The organism is Mesorhizobium sp. Pch-S (assembly GCF_004136315.1).
Classification (GTDB): Bacteria; Pseudomonadota; Alphaproteobacteria; order Rhizobiales; family Rhizobiaceae; genus Mesorhizobium.
Genome location: NZ_CP029562.1, coordinates 1611160 through 1632648 on the forward strand (window position 1 = coordinate 1611160; position 21489 = coordinate 1632648).

Annotated in this window: 21 protein-coding genes; 5 read left to right on the forward strand and 16 right to left on the reverse strand. The window is 64.7% G+C overall.

Going from position 1 to position 21489, the window contains the following annotated elements; genetic code table 11:
• Window positions 1-286: 286 nt before the first annotated feature.
• From C1M53_RS07490 to C1M53_RS07530, 9 genes are all read right to left on the reverse strand, one after another.
• Window positions 287-2608 carry a glucose/quinate/shikimate family membrane-bound PQQ-dependent dehydrogenase gene (locus tag C1M53_RS07490; protein WP_129411666.1) on the reverse strand — a complete coding sequence of 774 codons (2322 nt, stop codon included), beginning with the start codon at window positions 2606-2608 and terminating at the stop codon, window positions 287-289.
• Window positions 2609-2832: 224 nt separating this feature from the next.
• A complete protein-coding gene (locus tag C1M53_RS07495; RefSeq protein WP_129411667.1) occupies window positions 2833-3063 on the reverse strand; it encodes a hypothetical protein in 231 nt (76 codons plus the stop codon).
• Window positions 3064-3339: 276 nt separating this feature from the next.
• Entirely contained in the window at window positions 3340-3549 is a 210-nt protein-coding gene (locus tag C1M53_RS07500; RefSeq protein WP_129411668.1) for a cold-shock protein, read from the reverse strand.
• 526 nt (window positions 3550-4075) lie between these two features.
• On the reverse strand, window positions 4076-4774 hold the full coding sequence (locus tag C1M53_RS07505; RefSeq protein ID WP_129411669.1) for a GntR family transcriptional regulator: 699 nt from the start codon (window positions 4772-4774) through the stop codon (window positions 4076-4078).
• A complete protein-coding gene (locus tag C1M53_RS07510; RefSeq protein WP_129411670.1) occupies window positions 4771-5700 on the reverse strand; it encodes an ABC transporter permease in 930 nt (309 codons plus the stop codon). Before C1M53_RS07510 ends, C1M53_RS07505 begins: the two co-directional genes overlap by 4 nt.
• Window positions 5697-7205 (reverse strand): sugar ABC transporter ATP-binding protein, encoded by a 1509-nt coding sequence (locus C1M53_RS07515; protein WP_129411671.1) that lies wholly within the window; start codon window positions 7203-7205, stop codon window positions 5697-5699. The genes C1M53_RS07510 and C1M53_RS07515 overlap by 4 nt, the downstream gene beginning before the upstream one ends.
• 63 nt (window positions 7206-7268) lie before the next feature.
• Window positions 7269-8177, reverse strand: coding sequence for a sugar ABC transporter substrate-binding protein (locus C1M53_RS07520; RefSeq protein WP_129411672.1), 909 nt, complete (start codon window positions 8175-8177; stop codon window positions 7269-7271).
• A 173-nt stretch (window positions 8178-8350) separates the two neighbouring features.
• Complete coding sequence (locus C1M53_RS07525) at window positions 8351-9796, reverse strand: FGGY family carbohydrate kinase (protein ID WP_129411673.1); 1446 nt, start codon at window positions 9794-9796, stop codon at window positions 8351-8353.
• A 372-nt stretch (window positions 9797-10168) separates the two neighbouring features.
• The gene (locus C1M53_RS07530; protein WP_129411674.1) at window positions 10169-11152 is read right to left on the reverse strand and encodes an AraC family transcriptional regulator; all 984 of its coding nucleotides are present in this window, start codon (window positions 11150-11152) and stop codon (window positions 10169-10171) included.
• A gap of 194 nt (window positions 11153-11346) precedes the next feature.
• Between C1M53_RS07530 and trpB the strand changes: the two genes are divergently transcribed.
• Together trpB and trpA are read left to right on the forward strand one after the other, a co-directional pair.
• Complete coding sequence (gene trpB, locus C1M53_RS07535) at window positions 11347-12597, forward strand: tryptophan synthase subunit beta (protein WP_129411675.1); 1251 nt, start codon at window positions 11347-11349, stop codon at window positions 12595-12597.
• Window position 12598: 1 nt separating this feature from the next.
• Window positions 12599-13414: a tryptophan synthase subunit alpha gene (gene trpA, locus C1M53_RS07540; RefSeq protein WP_129411676.1), complete on the forward strand. Its 816-nt coding sequence runs from the start codon at window positions 12599-12601 to the stop codon at window positions 13412-13414.
• 48 nt (window positions 13415-13462) lie between these two features.
• On the opposite strand, the gene C1M53_RS07545 is transcribed toward trpA, so the two are convergent.
• The 4 genes from C1M53_RS07545 to C1M53_RS07560 form a co-directional block, all read right to left on the reverse strand.
• Window positions 13463-13984, reverse strand: coding sequence for a DUF982 domain-containing protein (locus C1M53_RS07545; protein ID WP_129411677.1), 522 nt, complete (start codon window positions 13982-13984; stop codon window positions 13463-13465).
• A gap of 95 nt (window positions 13985-14079) precedes the next feature.
• A complete protein-coding gene (locus tag C1M53_RS07550; RefSeq protein ID WP_129411678.1) occupies window positions 14080-14850 on the reverse strand; it encodes a mechanosensitive ion channel domain-containing protein in 771 nt (256 codons plus the stop codon).
• Between the two features lie 132 nt (window positions 14851-14982).
• A complete protein-coding gene (locus C1M53_RS07555; RefSeq protein WP_129411679.1) occupies window positions 14983-15399 on the reverse strand; it encodes a DoxX family protein in 417 nt (138 codons plus the stop codon).
• 165 nt (window positions 15400-15564) lie between these two features.
• Window positions 15565-16215 carry a response regulator transcription factor gene (locus tag C1M53_RS07560; protein WP_129411680.1) on the reverse strand — a complete coding sequence of 217 codons (651 nt, stop codon included), beginning with the start codon at window positions 16213-16215 and terminating at the stop codon, window positions 15565-15567.
• A 328-nt stretch (window positions 16216-16543) separates the two neighbouring features.
• On the opposite strand from C1M53_RS07560, the gene C1M53_RS07565 reads away from it, so the two are divergent.
• The 3 genes from C1M53_RS07565 to C1M53_RS07575 all read left to right on the forward strand — a co-directional run bounded on the left by C1M53_RS07565 (window position 16544) and on the right by C1M53_RS07575 (window position 20517).
• Window positions 16544-17464 (forward strand): hypothetical protein, encoded by a 921-nt coding sequence (locus tag C1M53_RS07565; RefSeq protein ID WP_129411681.1) that lies wholly within the window; start codon window positions 16544-16546, stop codon window positions 17462-17464.
• A gap of 61 nt (window positions 17465-17525) precedes the next feature.
• Window positions 17526-18785, forward strand: coding sequence for an FAD-binding oxidoreductase (locus tag C1M53_RS07570; protein WP_129411682.1), 1260 nt, complete (start codon window positions 17526-17528; stop codon window positions 18783-18785).
• Window positions 18786-18891: 106 nt separating this feature from the next.
• Entirely contained in the window at window positions 18892-20517 is a 1626-nt protein-coding gene (locus C1M53_RS07575; RefSeq protein WP_129411683.1) for an EAL domain-containing protein, read from the forward strand.
• Here the strand turns inward: C1M53_RS07575 and C1M53_RS07580 are convergent.
• Genes C1M53_RS07580 through C1M53_RS07590 form a run of 3 tightly spaced genes read right to left on the reverse strand, consistent with a single transcriptional unit; the run spans window position 20514 to window position 21412 of the window.
• Window positions 20514-20723 carry a hypothetical protein gene (locus C1M53_RS07580; protein ID WP_129411684.1) on the reverse strand — a complete coding sequence of 70 codons (210 nt, stop codon included), beginning with the start codon at window positions 20721-20723 and terminating at the stop codon, window positions 20514-20516. The genes C1M53_RS07575 and C1M53_RS07580 overlap by 4 nt on opposite strands.
• 53 nt (window positions 20724-20776) lie before the next feature.
• Window positions 20777-21154: a DUF982 domain-containing protein gene (locus C1M53_RS07585; protein ID WP_129411685.1), complete on the reverse strand. Its 378-nt coding sequence runs from the start codon at window positions 21152-21154 to the stop codon at window positions 20777-20779.
• Window positions 21155-21166: 12 nt separating this feature from the next.
• Window positions 21167-21412, reverse strand: coding sequence for a hypothetical protein (locus tag C1M53_RS07590; RefSeq protein WP_129411686.1), 246 nt, complete (start codon window positions 21410-21412; stop codon window positions 21167-21169).
• Window positions 21413-21489 lie beyond the last annotated feature (77 nt).

Here is a 21489-nt window from a genome sequence, read left to right on the forward strand (position 1 = left end):
GGGGCGGAAGCGCATGAGTGCGCTCACAGTCGGCGATGCCCTGGTTAACTATCGCCGATGATGGAAATATGCGCCGGTTTGCAAAAGCCGTCTGTCCACAAGTGGACACAAGTGGTCACGTATGAAGACAGAACTAATCTAGCATTATCAATGACTTAGAGAATACTGTGTCGACTTGCGCGCATTTATTTTTGGCTTCTTGGTCGAGTCTCCGCCGCAGCCCTCTCGAACGAAAAGGCCCACCCCGGCGAAGCGGCGCGGGCTTGTCGGACACGACCGACCTGCTCTACGGCAATGTATAGGCGATGACGTAATCGCCCGGCTTGGTGCCGACCGAGCCGTGGCCGCCGGCCACCATCACCACATACTGCTTGCCGCCGGCGGTGGCGAAGGTCATCGGCGTGGCCTGGCCGCCGGCCGGCAGCCTTGCCTGCCAGAGCTGCCTGCCGGTGGTGACATCATAGGCGCGCAGATAGTCGTCCACCGCGGCGCCCAGGAACGCCACGCCGCCGCGCGTCAGCATCGGCCCGCCAATGCCGGGAACGCCAAGCTTGAACGGCAGCGGCAGCGGCGTCATGTCGGTGACCGTGCCGTTCTTGTGCTTGTAGGCGATCTTGCCCGACTTCAGGTCGACACCGGCGACATAGCCCCAGGGCGGCGCCTGGCAGGGAATGCCGAGCGGGCCGAGGAAGGGGCCCATATAGACGCCGTAGGGAGCGCCTTCGTTGCGGTTCAGCCCCTGCTCGCTGCCCTTCTCGTTGCTGCCCTTCGGCGGGATATCGGCGCGGGGCACCAGGCGCGAGGTGAAGGCGAGATAGGTCGGCATGCCGAACATGATCTGCCGTTCGGGATCGACGGCGACGCTGCCCCAGTTGAAGACGCCGAAATTGCCGGGATAGACGATGGTGCCCTTGAGCGAAGGCGGCGTGTAGCGGCCCTCGTAGTTCAGGCGATGGAAGTTGATGCGGCACATCATCTGGTCGAACAGCGAGACGCCCCACATGTCCTTCTCCTGCAGCGGCGGCGGCGAGAAGGTCAGGTCGGAGATCGGCTGCGTCGGCGCGGAGAAATCCTCCGGGATGGCGCCGCCCGGCGCCGGAATCTCGCGCACCGGGATGATCGGCTCGCCGGTGCGGCGGTCGAGCACGTAGATGTCGCCCTGTTTGGTCGGCCCGACCAGCGCCGGTACGATGGTGCCGTCCGCCCTGGTCAGGTCGAACAGCACGGGCTGCGCCGGCACATCCATGTCCCAGAGGTCGTGATGCACGGTCTGGCGCACCCAGCGCAGCTTACCGGTGAGGATGTCGAGCGCGACGATCGAGGACGAGAAGCGCTCGACATTTTCGCTGCGGCCCATGCCGAGCTGGTCGGGCACCTGGTTGCCGAGCGGAATGTAGACCAGCCCCAGCCGCTCGTCGACGCTGAACACCGACCAGCTGTTCGGCGAGTTGGTGGTGTAGGTGGCGCCTTCCGCGATCGGCCTGGTGTCGTCGGGATTGCCGGAATCCCAGTTCCACAGCAGCGCGCCGGTGCGGATGTCGAAGGCACGGATGACGCCGGACTGCTCCTGCGTCGAATAGTTGTCGTTGACCGCACCACCGATGATCAGCTTGTCGTCGACGGCGACCGGCGGCGAGGTCGAATAATAGTAGCCGGCCGGATTGTATTTCATGCCGGCTTCCAGATGCAGGGCACCCTTGTCGGCAAAGCTCTCGCAGACCTTGCCGCTGGCCGCGTCGAGCGCGATCAGCCTGGCGTCGGAGGTCGGCAGATAGACACGCGCGGCACAGGGCTGGCCGGCGGCGACGCGCGTGTCGAGCCAATAGGTGACACCACGGCAGGTCTGGTGCTGGCGGTCCGGATTGAGGCCCGGTTTGGCGTCGAACTTCCACTTTTCCTTGCCGCTCTCGGCATCGAGCGCGATGGCGAGGTTGTGCGGCGTGCACAGATAAAGCGTGTCGCCGACCTTCAGCGGCGTGACCTGGTAGGTGGTCTCGCCGATATCGTCGGGCAGCTTGACGTCGCCGGTCTGATAACGCCAGGCTTCCTTCAGGCTGGCGACATTGGCTACATTGATCTGGTCAAGCGGCGAGTAGCGCTGGCCGAACTGCGTGCGGCCATATTGATGCCAGTCGCCGGGCGGCACGAGATTGCCGAGCGAGGCAACGGCGGCACCCTCCTTCGGCAGTTCGCCTGCGACATCGTGCGGATCGGTGGTCATCGAATAGCCCGCGACCACGATGGCCGCCAGCACCGGGATGGCCAACGGCCATGGGCTGGCCAGGCTGCCGTCCGCCGTGCGCAACGGACGGCGCACCCAGGGCGTGAGCAGCCAGAGCCCGATCAGGATGATGAGGCCGCCGCGCGGTCCGAGCTGCCACCAGTCGAAGCCGACTTCCCAGATCGCCCAGGCCAATGCGGCGATCACCAGCAGCGCATAGACCCAGAGCGCAAGCGGGCTGCGCCTGTACAGCAGCAACGCCACCACGAGGAAGACGACGCCGATGGCGAGATAGGCGGGACTGCCGTCCAGCATGACAAGCCAGATGCCGCCGACACCGAGCAGAAGACCAAGCAATGCGAGCAGGAGCGATGTGACGATGATCATGGCGCCGTCCTGAAATGCGGACTGTTGAACTCTTGGAACCCCGCGACCCGAAGCGAGCTTAACCCGTTCTTGCGATTGGTCAAAGGTGTGCGGTGACCGCGCCGCCATGGCCGGTCCTCATGATCCTGGACAGTTGCTGCCAGGTCCGAAGCCGCCAACCGGCATTCGGAGCTTTCACAGCGCCTGCGATGGATGGATCTGTTGCGCTGGCCCTTGAGCCGGACCTACGCTTTGCCGGCTTTCCTGGCGCGCGCCTTTGGCTTTGCGGCCTTGCTCTCAACGACAGCCACGGCTTCCTGGGCGAGCCGGGCCTGCCGCAGCCTTTCGGTCTTGGCCAGGCGCTGAGCCAGTTCGTCGTTGATGATCGCCTTTGCGGCTTTCGACGTGGTGTCGTCCTTCGACTCCGTCCGGGTCGGCTTCGGCTTGAACACATCGTTGGGAATGGATTTGTTCATCTCGGTCTCCGCTGGAGCAATTCCAGAAAAAGTGTGTAGCGGCTTCCGTCCGGAGTTGCGTAAAAACAAACATTTCGGGCATTTCCGCGTTTCCGTGGGAAACGGAAACGCGCTGGTGAAAGAAAACAAACATTTGGAGCATTTCCGCGTTTCCGTGGAAAACGGAAACGCGCTGGTGAAAAATGAAAAAAGGCCGGGCGAACCCGACCTTCTCCAAAAGTCATCTCGATGGCCGTTGCCAGTACATCCGTGGTCAACAGCCAGAAATGACCTGTCTCAGATCGCCTGCAGATTATCGGCAGAGCTTTTGCCGGTCTTGCGATCGGCGACGACGTCGAAATTCAGCTTCTGTCCTTCGGCGAGACCGCGCATACCGGCGCGTTCCACTGCCGACACGTGGACGAAGACATCGTTCGAACCGTCGTCCGGCGCGATAAACCCGAAGCCTTTGGTAGAATTGAAGAACTTTACTGTTCCGGAAGCCATTAGAATTTCCTTTCAATTGACATAGAAATTCGCCGCCCGGCATCATGTCGGGCGCCGTAGTTTTCGAAATTGAGAGGAAGATCGGTCAGGCGCCGAAACGCCAAAACAAGCTCAACAGGCAACATCGATTTGAAATACTTAGAACGATTTTGCAGCAAATACAAGGTGCGAGGAAAATATTTGAATTAGACATGGACAGCGGAGTGCCAGGAGCGCATGTTTTTCCGGGGCCAAACCTCCGGATGACGGGAGCCAATGATGCCTTCGTTCTATGCTGCAAGCAGAGACGCCCTGTTCCGGTTTGGTCGCGACCTTCGAGTCCTGCCGAAGGAAGAACCGGTTGCCGAAATGCCGACAATCGTGGCTCGGTCAACTATGGCAACAGGGCGGTGCCGCGACAACGATGCCTCGGGCGCAGCACGACGCGCCAGGGAGATGATGGAACGCAATCACCTGATCTGAGGGCATCTGATCTGAGCCATCTGATCTGAACGCATCTGATCCGCAGGCTCGCCGGAAGCGCAGGTCAAAACCGGAAATAGCCGCCGATCAGGATCGAGTTCGAATATTCGACCGGCTTGCCGTCGGCGAGCACGAGCCGGAGCACACGCACGACGGGGTGGCCCGCCTCGATGCCGGCAAAGGCAGCCTCCTCCGCCGTGGCCGACGACTGGATGAACTGCTCGCGGCCGATGACGAGCCCATCGATGCCGTGCAGGTGCTGCAGCTCGCGATACAGCGAACTGCGTTCCAGGTCGGCTGGCCGTATCCCCAAAAGAAGGTTCTGCGGAATGACCGAGCGCTGCTGCACGACCGGGCGGCCATCGAGCAGCCTGAGCCGGCAGATCTCGCCGACGGTATCGCCGAGCTTGACGGAAAGCGCGCGGGCGTCAGCCAGCCCGGCCCGCGCCTCGCCCAGACGCAGCAATTTCGTGGTCAACCGAAAGCCTGCCTCGCGGGCGGCTGTCGGCAGGTCGACGATGGTGTCGTGCGACAGCGCGATGGAGCGGCCGCGATAGAGCGAGTTGCGGCCCTGGTTCTTGGCGATCAACCCCTCGGCCTCGACGATCGACAGCGCCTTGCGCAGCGTGCGGCGCGTCACCTTGAAATAGCGCGCGAGTTCGGTCTCGGAGGGCAGCGGTTCATTGGCCTGCCACAGGCTGTTGCCGAACTCCGTGGCGAGCGCGCGGGCGATGCGCACATGGACCGGTTCCTGGGCGGTCACCGCGCCCGGGCCCCGACATTGCGCACCAGCACCGACGCGATGATGATGAGGCCGGTCAGCACATCCTGCATGTAGTTGGGAATGCCGAGGATGGTCAGCCCGTTGGCGACGACGGCGATGATCGCGGTGCCGAGCAGGGTGCCGGCGGCGCTTGGCTGGCCGTCTCGGAATGCGGTGATGCCGAGATAGACGGCGGCATAGGCCTGCAGCAGGAAACCATTGCCGCCGGTAGGATGGGCGCTGCCGAGCTTCGCCGTCAGCAGCAGGCCGGCGGCGGCGGCCATGGCGGAGCACAGGCCAAAAGCCTTGATGGTGGTCGGCACGACGGGAACGCCGGTGAGGCGTGCGGCTTCGCGGTTGCCGCCGAGCGCCAGCATGCGCCTTCCGAGCTCAGTCCAGTCCAGCATCAGCGTCACGAACAGCACCGCGCCCAGCGCCCACAGCGTCGGCACCGGAATACCGGCGAGATAGCCGCGGCCGAGATCGCGGAATGCGGGCGGTATGTTGCCGAACAGCGTGGCACCCGCGCTGAGCCAGAAGGTGAAGCCGCCGATGATGGTTCCCATGGCCAGGGTCATGATGAAGCTCGGCACCCGCCAGGCGGAAACAACGAGGCCATTGACACAGCCGACCGCGAAGCCGGCGGCAAGCGTGACGGCGATGGTGGGCAAGATGCTCCAGCCCTGGCCGAACAGATAGACGCTGGTGATGCCGGCCATCGAGACGACGGCACCGATCGAAAGATCGAACTCGGACACCGCCATCACGAAGACCACGCCGAGCGCGACGATGGCGAGCAGGGCCATCTGCTGCGTGATGTTGATCAGGTTGGAAGGCTGCGCGAACCCTGTCGGCGACAGGATGGAGAACAGGGCGATGATGGCCAGCAGGCCAAACAGCGTGCCGAAGCGCGAGATCAGGCTCATGAATGGCTCTCCTGCTCCGGTGCGGCACGCACGGCGGCCTCGACGATGGTTCGACGGCCAAGATCACGGTTCGGGCTGTCGAGCGTTATGGTGCCACCGGCCATCACCAGCACCCGTCCGGCCAGGGTGACCAGCTCCTCGATATCGGAGGTGGCGAAGACAACAGCGGCGCCCTGCCCGGCGAGGCTCTGGCACAGCGCGTGGATTTCGGCCTTCGAGCGCACGTCGACGCCGCGCGTCGGCTCGTCCAGCAGGTAGAGGCGGCAGGCCGTGCGCACCCAGCGCCCGATCAGCACCTTCTGCTGGTTGCCGCCGGACAGCGTCGACATGCGGTCGTTGATGCTGCCGTATTTGACGCCGCGCTGCGCCAGCAGCTGGCCGACATCGCGGCGCGCCGAACGCCAGGACAGCAGGGGCAAGGCCTGCACCAGCCGGTTGAGCCTCAGGCGCGGCAGCAGCGTGTTGTCGAGGATGGAATGGTCCATCACCAGGCCCGCCGCGCGACGGTCTTCCGGCGCGAAGGCGACCCCGGCCCTGATGCGCGAAGCGATGCCCGTTGCCGGCAGCGCCCGCCCGTCGATGGAAATGCCGCCCTGGCTGTACGCACCGGCGCCCCAGATGGCCTTGAGCAGGCTCGAACGACCGCTGCCGACGATGCCATAGATGCCGACGATCTCGCCGGCAGCAACGTTCAGATCGACGGGCCGGCACCCAGGAGCGGCGGCAAACTTCGACAGCGCCAGCACCGTCGGGCCCGTGGTTGTCATCGACGCTGCGGGCCCGGCCTGAAACCCGCCGCCCGCCATCATCGTGACCAGCCCGTCACGATCGGTCTCGGCGATGCGCCCCGAACCGGCCGTCGCACCATTGACCAGCACCGTGTAGTCGTCGGCGATCGCCATCACCTCCTCGAGCCGGTGCGATACGAAGATCACCGCGCAGCCGTGCGCGGCGAGCTGGCGAACGATGCGGTGAAGCACCGCCGCCTCCTTTTCGCTCAACGCGGCGGTCGGCTCGTCGAGCACCAGGATGCGCGCCTCGTCCATCAGCGCCCGCAGGATCTCGACGATCTGCTGCCTGCCGATCGACATGCGCCCGACCGGCTGGTCGATGTCGATCTCGAGGCCATAGCGTTCGCAGGTTTCAGAGAACCGGGCCCGCATCGCCCGCCAGTCGATCAGCCCGCCTCGCCTGGGGTAGCGGCGGCCAACCCAGGCATTCTCATAGGCGGTGAAATGCGGCACCAGGTTCAGTTCCTGATGCACGAAGCGCAGGCCGGCCTTTTCGGAATGGGCCGGTGTCAATGGCGCGAATTCGCGGCCGTCCAGCAGCATGCTGCCGCCATCCGGCTGGTGCACGCCGGAGAGGCATTTGAGCAGGGTGGACTTGCCGGCGCCGTTTTCGCCAAGCAGCGCATGCACGCGCCCGGCGGCGACGCCAAGCGCGACACCGTCAAGGGCGCGGACGCCGCCGAAGCGCTTCGACAGTCCGGCAACCTCCAGCATCGCCCTATCTCCCGTCACGGCATCTCGCTGATGGCAACTCGCCCCTCCAACCGTCTCTTTCCGTCAGTTGCAGGTGACACCGAGGCTTGCGCGGTCCACCACCTTGGCCTCGACGAAAATCTCCGGCTTTTCCGGCTTCTTGCCTTCGAGTGCCGCAGCCGTTTCGGACACCGCGGTCCTGGCGATGGCGGGGAAATCCTGCCGCACCGTCGCCACCAGGTTGGTGCACTGCCTGATCAGGTCGAGCGCCTGCGGATTGCCGTCGATGCCGGCGATCAGCACCTTGGAGTCGGCCGCATCGCTCTGGATCGCCAGCAGCGCGCCGATCGCAGGCTCATCCCATGCGGCCCAGACGCCGTTGATCTGGCTGCCATGCTGGCGCAGGAACGTCTCCATGGCCTGACGCGCATTGTCGATCGGGCCGGGCACCTGGACGTAGTGTTCGGCAATGACCTTGATGTCGGGATGCGCGGCGAGCGCCTTGTCCAGCGCGAGCTCACGCTGCCTGACGCCCGGATGGGCGGAGTGGAAGAACTTGACGATGTTGCCCTTGTCGCCCATCGCCTTGAAAAGATAGTCCGACAGGATGGTGCCGAGCGCGAAGTTGTCGGTGGTGATGTTGACGGTCACGCCCTTGGCCACGGCGCCATCGAGCACGATCACCGGGATGCCCTTGGCCGAGGCGGCCTCGACCTGATCGACGATCTGGTTGGGATCGACGCTGACCAGCACGATGGCTTTCACCCCGGCATTGGTGACGTCCTCGACCCGGCTCGCCAGTTGCTGGAAGTCGCCGCGCGTGTCGACGACATTGATGCTCCAGCCTTTCGAGGCGGCTTCGCTCTTGTAGGTTTCGACCATCTCATTGGTGGTGACCGAGCTCAGATAGGGCGTCAGCACCGCAATGTCTTCCGCGAATGCCGCCGTGCTGCTCAAGGCCAATGCCAACAGTGCCGCGAGCGTTCTTTTCATGTCCTTCCTCCCCCTTGTCGCGCCGGCGGCGCATTCCTCGTCTGGAGCATGACCTTTGCCGAAAACCGGTTTCCACTTTTTGCTTCGCTGACCTTCGGTTCGGGATCATGCATTCTTCGTTGGAGCATGATCTCTTCCCAAAACCGGTTTCCACTTTTCGGGATCATGCTCTGTCATTCAAGTCCGGCCGCCAGCGTCCGCGCCATGGACGTGGCGGAAAGATAGGCTTCGTAGCGCCTGATATGACGCTGGACGCGCTGCGGCCGCGGCTTCACGATGGTGTCCTGCGCAATGGCATCCGCCTTCACTCCGGCCTTGCCCGCCACCATCCGCATGATGCCGGCGGCAGTCGTCGCCTCGCTGTCGGCCGGAATGCGGATGTCGCGGTCAAGCACGTCGGCGAGGATCTGCTGCTGCAGCGGATGCCGGACGCCGCCGCCGATGGCGGTCAGCAGCGAGCGCGGAAGCTCCGCCGCTTCGAGATTGTGACGGACGGCGAAGGCGATGCCTTCCATGACGGCCAGCGCCAGCGCGCCGGCATCGCTGGTCTGCTCGAGGCCGAGGAACGCGCCGCGCACGTCACGATCCTGGAACGGCGCGCGCTCGCCGCCGAGATAGGGCAGGAACAGCGGCTTGCCCGGTGCCTCGTCGTGGCTCGCTGCCCGCTTGCAGAGCTTTTCGATGGTCTGGCCGGTGGTGGCCGAGAGCCAGTCCATGGCAGCGCCGGCAGTCAGGAACGGCGAGATGATGATGGCGCAATCGGCGCGCACCGGATCGGCCAGCGTGTAGATGTCGCGCGGCAGCATGTCGTCGTCGCTGTGGACGGTCGCCGCGACCCAGCCGGTCGTGCCGAGATAACAATAGGCGGCGCCCGGCTCGTCGGCCATGGCACCCCAGGTGGCAGCTGCGGCGTCGCCCGCGCCGTTGAACACCGGGATACCGGCCGGAAGCCCCGTCTCGGCCGCGGCACCGGCAGTGATCCGCCCGACAATGCCGTTCGCCGGTTCAATCGCCGGCAGGGATGCCACGTCGACGCCGGCGAGGCCGAGCAGGTCGCGATCCCATCGCCGGCTTGAAAAATCCATCAGCCCGGTGGTGGAAGCGACGGTCGGGTCGATGACGCGCCTGCCGGTCAGCCTGAAGGTCAGCGCATCCTTGGCCCCGAACGCCCAGAACACGTCGGTTGCGGGCAGTTCATAGCGCTGCCGCGCCATCAGCCTGAAGATTGTGTGCGCGCCGTCCGGTCTGTTGCCGATCCGGCGGCCATAGTCCGCCGGCAGTTTCGCCGCCAGCCCGGACACCTCGTCCGCATCCAGGCGCTGGTCGGAATAGAGCACCGCCGGCGCCGCCGGGCGGCCGTCGCCATGCAGCGCGATCAGGTTCTGCATCGAGCCGGAAAACGCCATCGACGCCACGGCGCCCGCACCGGGAAGCGTCCGGGTCACCTTGCCCAGTGCCCGCCACCAGCCTTCCACATCCTGCTCATGCTCGCCATTCATGCCGTGCCGGGTGGCGATCGGCTCCACGGCCGAGGCAAGGATCGATCCATCCGGCCCGAACAGAACGGCCTTCAGCGCAGATGTGCCGACATCGACGACGAGTATGGTGCTGCCGTTCACTCTGCCCCTCCCGACATCGCGTCAGGAGCAGGCTTCCGACCTGCCTTTGTCAAACTGTTTGCGCGACAAAGGAAAACCAGCTTCCGAAAACGGACGGACATTTCCGAAAATGTCTTGTCTTGTTGGAGGTCCTGGATGTTGACACATCCAGGACGCCTCAATCGCCGGCGCGGCCCATCCGGGCCGCTTGGCTTCCGCGCCAACGGGCGCGGCGCGCAGTCGCGCGCTCCAACGGCCAGAATGACCGTTGGTGTGGCCTCAATCGCCGGCGCGGCCCATCCGGGCCGCTTGGCTTCGCGCCAACGGGCGCGGCGCCCCAGAACACAGTCTATTGGTGCGCGCTCCAACGGTCATTCTGAATGACCGCTGGTATCAGCTGTCCCTGGTGTCCATGAGGCGTGACGGGTTCATGCCGCTGTGAGCGCGAAAGGAGGCGGCGAACCTGCCCGCATTGGCATAACCGACCTTCCTGGCAGCCTCGGCGACCGAGATGCCGCCATGGTTCAGCAGGACGCGGGCGTGTTTCATGCGCTGGCCGGTCAGATATTCATGCGGCGACAGGCCGGTGAACCGGCGCATGCCGGCGGTGAGCGTGCGCGGCGTGACGTGCAGCAGGGCAGCCAGGTCGGCTATGGCCAGGTGCAGGTTCGCCGGGTTGTCCAGCAGCTTGCGGAAGCCGCTGACATAGTGCGGCACCGCGCCGGCAAGCGCGCTCTCGACGCGCGGGGCGGACAGCGCCGGGGCATGCTCGAACACGGTCTGAAGCACGGCATTGATCAGGGGCATGGACGATGCAGGCGCCGCGCTCTCATCCAGCCGTTCCGTCACGATCAATCCGATCAGGCTCATGATGCGCCTGCCGGCAACCGAGCCGAGGTCGATCTCGGCGCGGAACACCGGCGTGCGGCGCTCGGCGTCGCCGGTGTAGCTCTGCCAGGCGCGCTCGACGAAAGTCCGCTTGAGCCGCAGCATCACCTGCGACGTGTCGGCACGCCAGGTCGAGCGGATGTAGGCACCTGGCGACAGCAGCAGTCCCGTGCCGGCGTGGGAACCCAGCCGCCTGTCGCCATAGGCGAGGTCGACGCCACCGCTGACCGGGAATTCCAGCATGTAGAAGGTGTCGAAGGACCCGGCGTCCACCGTCAGTTCCGGCCCGTAGCGCAGGAAATTGACGGAAGCCTCCTCGCAGTCGATGGCGTGGTGGCGGAAGTCGAGTGCCGACGCTGCGTTGGCCAGATGCAGCCGGTGCGGCCGGTAACTGGTCGACAGGGCCGCGACCGCACCATCCGCGGAGCCGGACCGTATGCCGGGAGCGAGTGCAAGGCGGCTGGAGATATCGGTCAGGTCTGGCGTCATCCGGCACGAGAATAGGTGCGACGCCTGGGATTGTCTATCCGCGCAAGGGGCACAAGCAGCCCGCCCGTCTTTCAGCCAACTTCCCGCAAGTCATTGTAATTCAAATCTGTTTTTTGACACCTCGCCGTTCGGCGCGGCTTGACTTGTTCCCTCCCCGGCCGGTGACAATCGAGGAACAACAAACGGACCATCCGATGACGGCACAGTTTCAACCCAATTCCTTCCGCACCGGCCCTGACGAGCAGGGCATGTTCGGCATCTTCGGCGGGCGTTTCGTCGCCGAGACGCTGATGCCGCTGATCCTCGACCTGGAGCGGGAATGGAACAAGGCCAAGCATGATCCCGAGTTCAAGGCCGAGCTCTCGGCGCTGTCGACCTTCTATGCCGGACGGCCGTCCAAGCTCTACTTCGCCGAAGGCCTGACCCGCCATCTTCGTGATGTTGCCTCGGCAAAGGGCCTCGGGGGCGGCGCGAAAATCTACTTCAAGCGCGAGGACCTCAACCACACCGGCTCGCACAAGATCAACAACTGCCTCGGCCAGATCCTGCTCGCCAAGCGCATGGGCAAGAAGCGTATCATCGCCGAAACCGGCGCCGGCCAGCATGGCGTCGCCTCCGCAACCGTGGCAGCCCGCTTCGGCTACCCCTGCGTGGTCTATATGGGCGCCACCGACGTCGCCCGCCAAAGCCCGAACGTCTTCCGCATGAAGCTGCTCGGCGCCGAGGTGCGGCCGGTGACGGCCGGACACGGCACGCTGAAGGACGCCATGAACGAAGCGTTGCGGGACTGGGTCACCAATGTCGAGGACACCTACTACCTGATCGGCACCGCCGCCGGCCCGCATCCCTATCCGGAGCTGGTGCGCGACTTCCAGTCGGTCATCGGCACGGAAGCGCGCCAGCAGATGCTGGAGCAGGAAGGCCGCCTGCCCGACACCATCATCGCCGCGGTCGGCGGCGGCTCCAATGCCATCGGCCTGTTCCATCCCTTCCTTGACGACAGGCAAGTCGAGATCATCGGCATCGAGGCCGGCGGACGCGGACTGGACGGCGTCGAGCACTGCGCCTCGATGAATGCCGGCAGGCCCGGCGTGCTGCACGGCAACCGCACCTATCTGCTGCAGAATGAGGACGGGCAGATCCTGGACGGCCATTCGGTCTCGGCAGGGCTCGACTATCCGGGCGTAGGTCCCGAGCACAGCTTCCTGCGCGACACCGGCCGGGTCGACTACCAGCCGATCCTCGACGACGAGGCACTGGAAGCGTTCCAGCTGTGCACCCGCACCGAAGGCATCATCCCGGCGCTGGAATCGGCGCATGCCATCGCCCATGCCGTCAAGATCGCCCCCGGCATGGCCAGGGACAAGATCATCATCGTCAACCTGTCCGGCCGTGGCGACAAGGACGTCCACACCGTCGCAAAGATGATGGGCATGGAGATATGACATGACGACCACCCGCATCGACCGCCGCATGGCGAAGCTGAAAGCAGAGGGCCGGCCGGCGCTCGTCACCTATTTCATGGGCGGCGATCCCGACTATGACACCTCGCTGTCGATCATGAAGGCGCTGCCGAAGGCCGGCAGCGACATCATCGAGCTCGGCATGCCGTTCTCCGATCCGATGGCCGACGGCCCGGCGATCCAGGCTGCCGGCCTGCGCGCGCTGAAGGGTGGCCAGACGCTGAAGAAGACGCTGGCCATGGCAGCCGACTTCCGCACCGGCGACGACGAGACGCCGATCGTGCTGATGGGCTACTACAACCCGATCTATGTCCACGGCGTCGAGCGTTTCCTGACCGAAGCCAGGGCCTCCGGCATCGACGGGCTGATCATCGTCGACCTGCCGCCGGAGATGGACGCGGAACTGTGCATCCCGGCACTGAAGGCCGGCATCAACTTCATCCGTCTCGCCACGCCGACCACCGACGACAGGCGCCTGCCCAAGGTGCTCGAGAACACCTCCGGCTTCGTCTACTACGTGTCGATGACGGGTACGACCGGTTCAGCAGTGCCTGATGCCATCGAGGTTTCGGCTGCGATACGGCGCATCAAGCAGCATACCGACCTGCCGGTCTGCGTCGGCTTCGGCATATCGTCCGCCGACGACGTCGCGGCGTTCGCCGGCTTTGCCGATGGCGTGGTGGTCGGCAGCGCGGTGGTCCGCGCGATCGCCGATGGCACGCGAAACGCCACGCCGGTCGAAGATGTCAGCGCCTTCGTCGCGCAGTTGCGTGGCGCCACGGCGACGATGCCTGCATAGGCAACGCCGATTTCCGGGAATATCCCTGCCTATCGACGTGCCTCGCCGTCAATCCTCCAGCAGGATGTTCTCGTCGTCGGAAAGGGCGGCGAAGGCCTCGCGTGCCTCGGCCGGTGTGGTCTGGCCGTCGATGGCGCCTTCGACGATGTCGCGCGTCGCATGATAGGCGGCGCCGCGTCGCGACTGCGGCCAGTCGATGAGGATATCGGCAGCGCCCTGCACGGACGTCACCAGCCGCGAGGAAGCGCCCGAAATCCCCGTCCTGATCCGCACCGGAACGTCGAAAGGCAGGCCGCCATCCATGGCGTCGCTGATGTCGACGGTGACCCTGGCGAGGACTTCGGCTTCCCGGGCTGCCTCGACGAAAGCCTCGCGGGCTGCATTCGGCTGCTGCTCGCCATGCAGGACGGCCAGGCACACCGTTCTTGCCCTGACGTGAACTGCCGTTCCCTGCCGGGGCCAGCGGTTGATGAGCAGATGCGCCGCTTCGCGGGCATTGGACACCCGATGAACGGTCCTCACCGTGCCGACGATGACCGGGATCGGCCTGTCGAACCATCCTTTCTGCATGAGAGTCCTCCCGACGCTGTGGCGATAAGGGGTCAACGCAGCCGGCGCGGCGAGGTTGCATGATTGCCTGGCCGCGGCCAATCGAACACTCGGGCCTAGCCGCTCATCGCATCCAGCGACGTCTTCAGCTTCTCCTGCAGCACCGAGCGTGCCTGCCACCAGTCGCTGCTTCTCACCGGCACTCTGGCCGTCATCGAGATGCTGGTGTCGCCGAGCGTTTCGACCAGGATTTCGGGCCTGGTGCCGGGGGGCGAGAATTCGGTTTCGAGCGCAGGCGACACCTTTGACCGGACGACGCCGAGATCGGCGCTGCGCGGCACGTTGAAGGTGATCTCCACCATGCGCGACGGCTCGCGCGTGTAGTTGAGGATCCTGGCGTTCGACAGCTTGGAGTTCGGCACGAAGATGTAGACGCCGTCGCGCGTCCTGAGCTGCGCGGAGAACAGGCCGACCTCGACGACCGTGCCCACAATGCCGTCGGCATCGATGAAGTCGCCGGTGTTGAAGGGCCGCAGGAACACCAGCATGATGCCGGCGGCGATGTTCGACAAGGTGCCTTGCAGAGCCAGGGCGACGGCCAGACCGGCGGCACCCAGCACCGCCAGGATCGATGCCGTCTGCACACCGAATTGCCCAAGCACGACGATGATCGTCACCGCCATGATGGCGTAATGGATCGACTGGCCGACGATCGGCACGATGGTCTGGTCCTGCTGGACGCTGCGCGACAGCAGCACCGTGGCATAGCGCGACACGATCCGCGCGATGAACCAGCCGGCGGCCAGCACCAGGACGGCGACGAGCACGGACCAGAGATTGGAGATGAGCCAGGCCGTCGAGACCCCCGGAATCACATCGTCATTCACAAGACACTCCCTCGGCTGTGCCCCTTCCGATAAGGGCAGAATGCCGGGAAGGTTGCATCGGGTTGGAGCAATTCCAGAAAGGCTCCATGCGCTGCGCCGCAGGGACCGCTTCAACCGAAGAGACCTGCGACCTCAGGCACTGGTACCGCGAACGTGGCGCTCGGGCCAGTTTCCATAATAAGAAATCCCGCCCGGGCCAGAACCGGCAAGAACGAGGAAGCCACCGGCAAGCGCCAGGTTCTTCATCAGGATGGAAGGCTCGTGGATGTGGACCACGACGGCGGTGATCACACACCAGGTGGCGAACAGGATGCTGATCGCACGGATCTGGAAACCGATCACCAAAGCAAGGCCGCCGACGATTTCGCACAGCGCCATCAGCCAGGTCAGCATGGTTGGCGCAGGCAGGCCGAGACTGTCGAGATAGGCGGACAGATCGGGGATGTTCCAGAATTTCTGCAGGCCGGAGACCAGGAACAGGAAGGCGAGCAGGCAGCGCCCGATCAGCAGCGTGAAATCGTCCATCTCGTCCATGTAGCTTCCATCCATCGACCGGCCCTGGTCGCCACGCCCTGTGTATGAGGAGACACAGAAGGCCGCACCGTTATTCCCCTCGCGGGCCAAACAATTTGTCTTGAGCGGCGAGTGAGGCGATACCCGGTGGAGGAGACGGTGCGTTCGCGGTTCGGAACACGCCCGCGCTGGATCGGGTCGTCAGCGGCCCCGCTCGCTGTCCCGCTGCAGCACATGGCTCTGTGAAATGCCGTTGCCGGTGGCCTTGACCGCGGCGGCCGTCCTGGTGTCGACGTCCAGGTAGCGCAGCACGGCGGAGACGTGGATGCGCACCGTGAAGGGCGAAATCTTGAGCACGCGCGCGATTTCCTTGTTCGACTTGCCCTGCACGAGAAGATCGATCACCTCGCGCTGACGCTCCGTCATGCCGCCGCGCGGGTCCTTTTCGTCGATCCTGACCTCGTTCAGCGTCTCGTTCGCCGTGGCTGTCATCGCCGCCAGCAACGCGCGCTCCTCCGCGAATTTGCTGACATAGGCATCGACGCCGTTGTCGAGGACGTTGTCGACGACCTTCTGGTCCGGCACCGTCGAGACCAGTACGATGTAGGAGGCCGGATATTCGCCGCGCAGCCATTTGGCCGACGTCACGGCGTCGTAGTGCGGGCAGTAGAAATCCACGAGAAGCAGATCGGGATTGAAATCCCGGCAGGCCATCAGGCCGTCAAAGCCGTCAGCCTCACGAATCTCGGCAAGCGGGTACGCCTTCCTGGCGAGATCGTGCAGAGCGGTGCGGAACAGATGCTGGCCGTCGGCGACCAGTATCCTGTCGGGCATGCTGTTTTCGATTTCCAATGCCCTCTCCTTTCGACGGCTTTTCAGGTCGATGTCATGCGTACCCGTTCCTAGCCGGATATCAAAAGAAGTTGTGCCAGGATCCGCTCCCTAGCACATCCGTACTAGTGCACTGCCGGAATTCACCCGTCCGGCGCCGGTGCCCTCCCGGTCGACATTTTTGGAACGGCTGTCCCGGCAGACGGTTTCCTGAAAGCCGATGGTGTTCTCCATCGGCGTTCAAGACTTACGGGAGACAATCATGGGTCGCGGAATTCTACTCTGGCTGCTGGGCGTGCCTATTCCGATCATCATCCTTCTGGCCCTCTTCGTACGATAGGAGGACATCATGACCATTCTGACCACAGACGGTCCGGCACCCGACGTCGCCGTTGCAACCGAGTCATCGTCTTCCGCCGTCAGCTGGGGGCCGATCATAGCCGGCGCGCTCGCCGCTTCGACGCTTACCCTCATCCTTATGCTGCTCGGTTCGGGTCTCGGCCTGACCATGGTTTCGCCGTGGTCGAACGAAGGCGCCAGCGTGACGACCTTCGCGGTGTCAACCGCGATCTGGCTGGTCGTCGTGCAATGGCTTTCATCCGGGCTCGGCGGCTACCTGACCGGGCGCCTGCGCGCGAAATGGGTGGGCATCCACACCGACGAGACCTTTTTCCGCGACACCGCGCACGGCTTCATGGCGTGGGCACTGGCGACGCTGCTGGTCGTCTTCGTGCTTGGCGCGGCGGTGTCCTCGGCCATCGGCACCGGGGTGCAGGCTGCATCGACCGTGGCCTCCGGTGCTGCGGTCGGCGCCTCCGCGGGTGCTGCATCGAACAGCTCGGCCGACAGCGGCGCCACCTCCTATTTCGTGGACGCATTGTTCCGCCCGGATGCTTCGAGGCCTGCGGCACCCGGAGCCGAAGGGGATGCGGCCGCGGCGGCGCAGGCTTCGCGCATCCTGATCGCCAGTGCCGCCACCGGCGAAGTATCGGCGGACGACAAGGCCTATCTTGGCCAGCTCGTCGCTGCCCGTACCGGCCTTTCCGAAGCCGATGCGACCGCGCGCGTCACGGCGGTGCTGGCGAAGGTTGATCAGGCCAAGGCCAGCGCCCAGCAAGCTGCCGACACGGCACGCAAGGCCGGCGCGACCTTCGCCCTGATCAGTGCGCTGTCGCTGGCACTCGGCGCCTTCATCGCCAGTGCCGCTGCAGCGCTCGGCGGCAGACAGCGCGACGATGAGGAGGCCGCCTATCTGGTGACATCCCGATAGGTCGTCGCGCGGGCCTCGGCTTGAACGCCGGGGCCCCATTTTCATGAGGTTGGGACCCTGAATGCAGCGCAAGCTGGACCTGCGGACAGGCATTCCCGTGTGGAACGCCTATCGCGCGCCGCGCGTATCGGCGCAAACGCTGACACGGGACGTCAAATGCGACGTGCTGGTGGTCGGGCTGGGCATCAGCGGCGCGATGATCGCCGAAGCGCTGACCGCGCAGGGCCTCTCCGTCATCGGCGTCGACCGGCGCGGCATCATGCTGGGCTCGACGCCGGCAACCACAGCGCTGGTGCAGTTCGAGATCGATCAACCGCTTTCCGAACTCGGCCGACAGATCGGACAGGCCGACGCGGCACAGGCATGGCGGCGTTCACGGCTTGCCGTGACCAATCTTCGGGGTCGCATCAGCGAGCTCGGCATCCGCTGCGACATGACGACGGCACCATCCCTGTATCTGGCGGGAGACGCACTCGATCGCACGGAGTTGCGTGAGGAAGCCGAGGCCAGGGCCAGCATCGGCATCCGCGCCACCTATCTCACGCCGACGGTGCTGAAGGAGACATTCGGCATCACGCGCAAAGGCGCGATCCTCAGCCAGGACAATCTCGCCCTCGATCCGCGCAAGCTCACCGCCGGCCTGCTGAACAAGGCGCTCGAAGGAAAGGCGCGCTTCTACACGCCGGTGGAGGTGATCGCGCTTGCCCCCGAATCCGACCGGGTGGGCGTGGAAACCCGGGGCGGGCCGGCCATTTCAGCAAGGCACGTCGTGCTCGCCACCGGCTATGAACTGCTGGGTATGGTGCCCTCGCACACGCATTCCATCATCTCCACCTATGCCATCGCGACGAAACCACAGAAGGGAAAGCTCTGGCCGGGCGGAGCCCTGATCTGGGAGGCCTCCGATCCGTATCTCTACATGCGGGCAACCGCCGACGGACGCGTGATATGCGGCGGCGAAGACGAGGACTTCGCCGATGAAGAGAGCCGCGACAGCCTGCTGGCCGACAAGGCGCGAACGTTGTCGGGCAAGTTGAAGACCCTGTTCCCGCAACTGGATGCAAGGGCGGAATTCGCCTGGGCCGGGTCCTTCGGAACCACGACCACGGGCCTGCCCTATATCGGCGAACTGCCCGGCTATCCCGGCATCTTCGCGGCGCAAGGCTATGGCGGCAACGGCATCACCTATTCGCAGATCGCGTCGGAACTGATCGCCACGGCCATCGCAGGCGGCGAGGATGGCGACGCAAGGCTGTTTGCGTTTGACCGGACCAGCATGATGCGTCGGCTGACGGACATGGCAGGCAAGCTCGCCGGCTGAACCGGACGGATACCTTTCATTCAAGGATGCTGATGTACAGAAGGCGGATCGGCGCTCCCAACCGGAGCGCGCGACAAGCGAATGCCAGCGCCTTTGAGGAGCCGCATTGGGCCGGTCCCGCATCATCACCATTGCCAGCTGTCTCGCCATCCTGGCGGGCGCACTTCCGATCCTGGCGACGTTCTACATGTCATGGAAGATCGTCGAGACCCGCAAGCAGACGCAGCTGTCGGATCTTGCCGGCTACGCGCTGGCGCGCGCCCAGGCGACGTTCGCGGATGCCACCAATGCGCTGGAGCAGGCGAAACAGCTGAAGGACCCTGCCTGCTCACCAGCGCATGTCGATGCCCTGCGCCGGATTGTCGTCAATACACGCTCGGTCGAAGACATCGGCTATTTCGACAACGGCGCCCTTCAATGCAGTTCGTGGGGGAAGCCGGCAAACGCCGTCACCAGGTCATCCGCCGACATCACCATGAGCAACGGCATCGGCGTGACCGCCAGCCTTTATCCGCTCATCAGCGGCCGCAGCCCCCTGATGGGCCTGCATTCCGGCTCCTATGTCGCGCTGACCAACCCCGCGCGCTTCGTCGACATTCCGGCAGCCAGGGATACGAAACTCGCCGTCATGGCCGGAACAACACAGGTGGTCAGCACCTTGCACGACCCGGACCTGCAAATGATCCGCAAGGTGGCGGCCGGCACGACGCCAGCCGGCCCGGTCCTGCACGACACCGCTCGGGATCGCGACTGGACCGTTGTCGCCACCACGCCGAAGGTCGATGTCTTTCGCGACCTCGGCAATGATCTGAAGCTGCTCCTGCCCGTGGGTGCCGCCACGTCGCTGCTGATGGTTGGCCTCGTCGTGTGGCTGTCGCGGCGGCGTATGTCCCTGCTCGGCGAGTTGACGACGGCGATCCGCCGCCGCGAATTCATCGTCCACTACCAGCCGATCATCGAACTGAAGAGCGGCATATGCGTCGGCGCCGAGACATTGGTGCGCTGGCGGCGCAGCAATGGCGAAACCGTCCGGCCGGATATCTTCATTCCCCTGGCGGAGGAGAACGGGCTGATCGAGGCCATCACGCAGCAGGTCATCGAGATGGCGGTGAGCGAACTGAAAGATACCCTCGCTGCCGACCGCTCGCTGCACATCGCCATCAACCTTGCCGCCGATGACATCCGCTCCGGCCATGTGCTGCCTTTCATGGCCAGGCTGCTGGAGGCCAACGACGTTCACCCGCAGCAACTCTGGCTGGAAGCGACCGAACGCGGTTTCATGAACGCGGCACAGGCCCGCACCACGCTGGAAAAGGCGAGACAGTCGGGCCATTCCGTCGCCATCGACGACTTCGGCACCGGTTATTCGAGCCTGCAATATCTGCAGGACCTGCCGCTCGATGCCTTGAAGATCGACAAGTCCTTCGTCGACATCATCGGCACCGACGCCGCCACCAGCGCGATCACGCCCCACATCATCGACATCGCGAAAACGCTGGACCTGTTCATCGTTGCGGAGGGTGTCGAACGGCAGGAACAGGCCGACTACCTCGCGCAGCGCGGCGTGCACTATGCGCAGGGCTGGCTGTTCTCCAGGCCTCTGCCCAAAGCCGAATTCATCGAATTCTACCAGGACCGCCAGCAGGCGAAGGGGTCGGCGCCGGAAGTCATCCAACGTCCCGAGGGCCGGCATGCTGCCGGCGGAGCGACGCCTTTGCCGCGAAGTGTCTAACGACCAAGGGGGCGGCGCGAGAGCTCGATCAGTTCCTTCTCGTCGCGAATGCCGAGCTGATAGTTCGCGATGATGCGCGAAGCCCGTTTTTCCCTGTCGTCGTCGGTTTCGCCGTCAACTGCAGTCGCCGCAAAGACCTTCATCAGCAGGTCGACTTCATCGGGCAAAAGGACCGCGGCGTCTTCGAGCTTTTGTCGGATAGGCACGTCTTATCCCTCGCAAACAGGTGGATGCCCGGAAGCCTCTCCGGGCATGTCATCTAAATATGCGATTTCTGAGACATGGCCACAGCTTTTCGAGCTTCGCGCGTGCGCAACCTTGTCGGATGCGCGCGCCGCAGCGGGTTGAAATTGTCCGGCTCTATCGCCGCCAGCTCCCTGGCGACACGGTCGCGCAGCTTGCCGCGCTGTACGATCCTTCTTTGCTTGTGGGCCGCCACGACGAAGGCGTCGAATGCCACCCTCGGTGTGCACCAGCCCTGCCCGGCCTGCTCGGCAAGGCACGCGGCGCTGCGGTAGAACTCGCAGTCCTTGCTGGGCCAGGCCATGGCCAGGGCCCTGGCGACGTCGTGCAGCGACGAGACATGGAATTCATAGCCGCGCGCGGTTCGAAACAGCACGGGTTGGAACGGAGTCATCTGTTCGGCCTCCTACACCGCCAGCAATTCGCTGGCTGGTGATTTGCGGCCAAGATAGATGTCCAGGCTCTCGCGGATTTCGGCCTCGTCGGTCAGGCCTTGCCCGAACAGGTTCATCGTTGCCCTCGCCAGGTCTTCCGCTGCGGGGCTGCCACAATGGAACCCGCGCTGAAGGCAGATGTCGTCGTAGATTTCCTTGAGGAGTGTCAGGTCGTCAGGGTACGCAATGCCACTCGTGAAGTGACGGGGAGCCGACATGGCTTCCTCCCTTCGTTTGGGGCGGAAGCGCGATCGTCACTCACAGCCGGCGATGCCCTGATAAAACTATCGCCGAT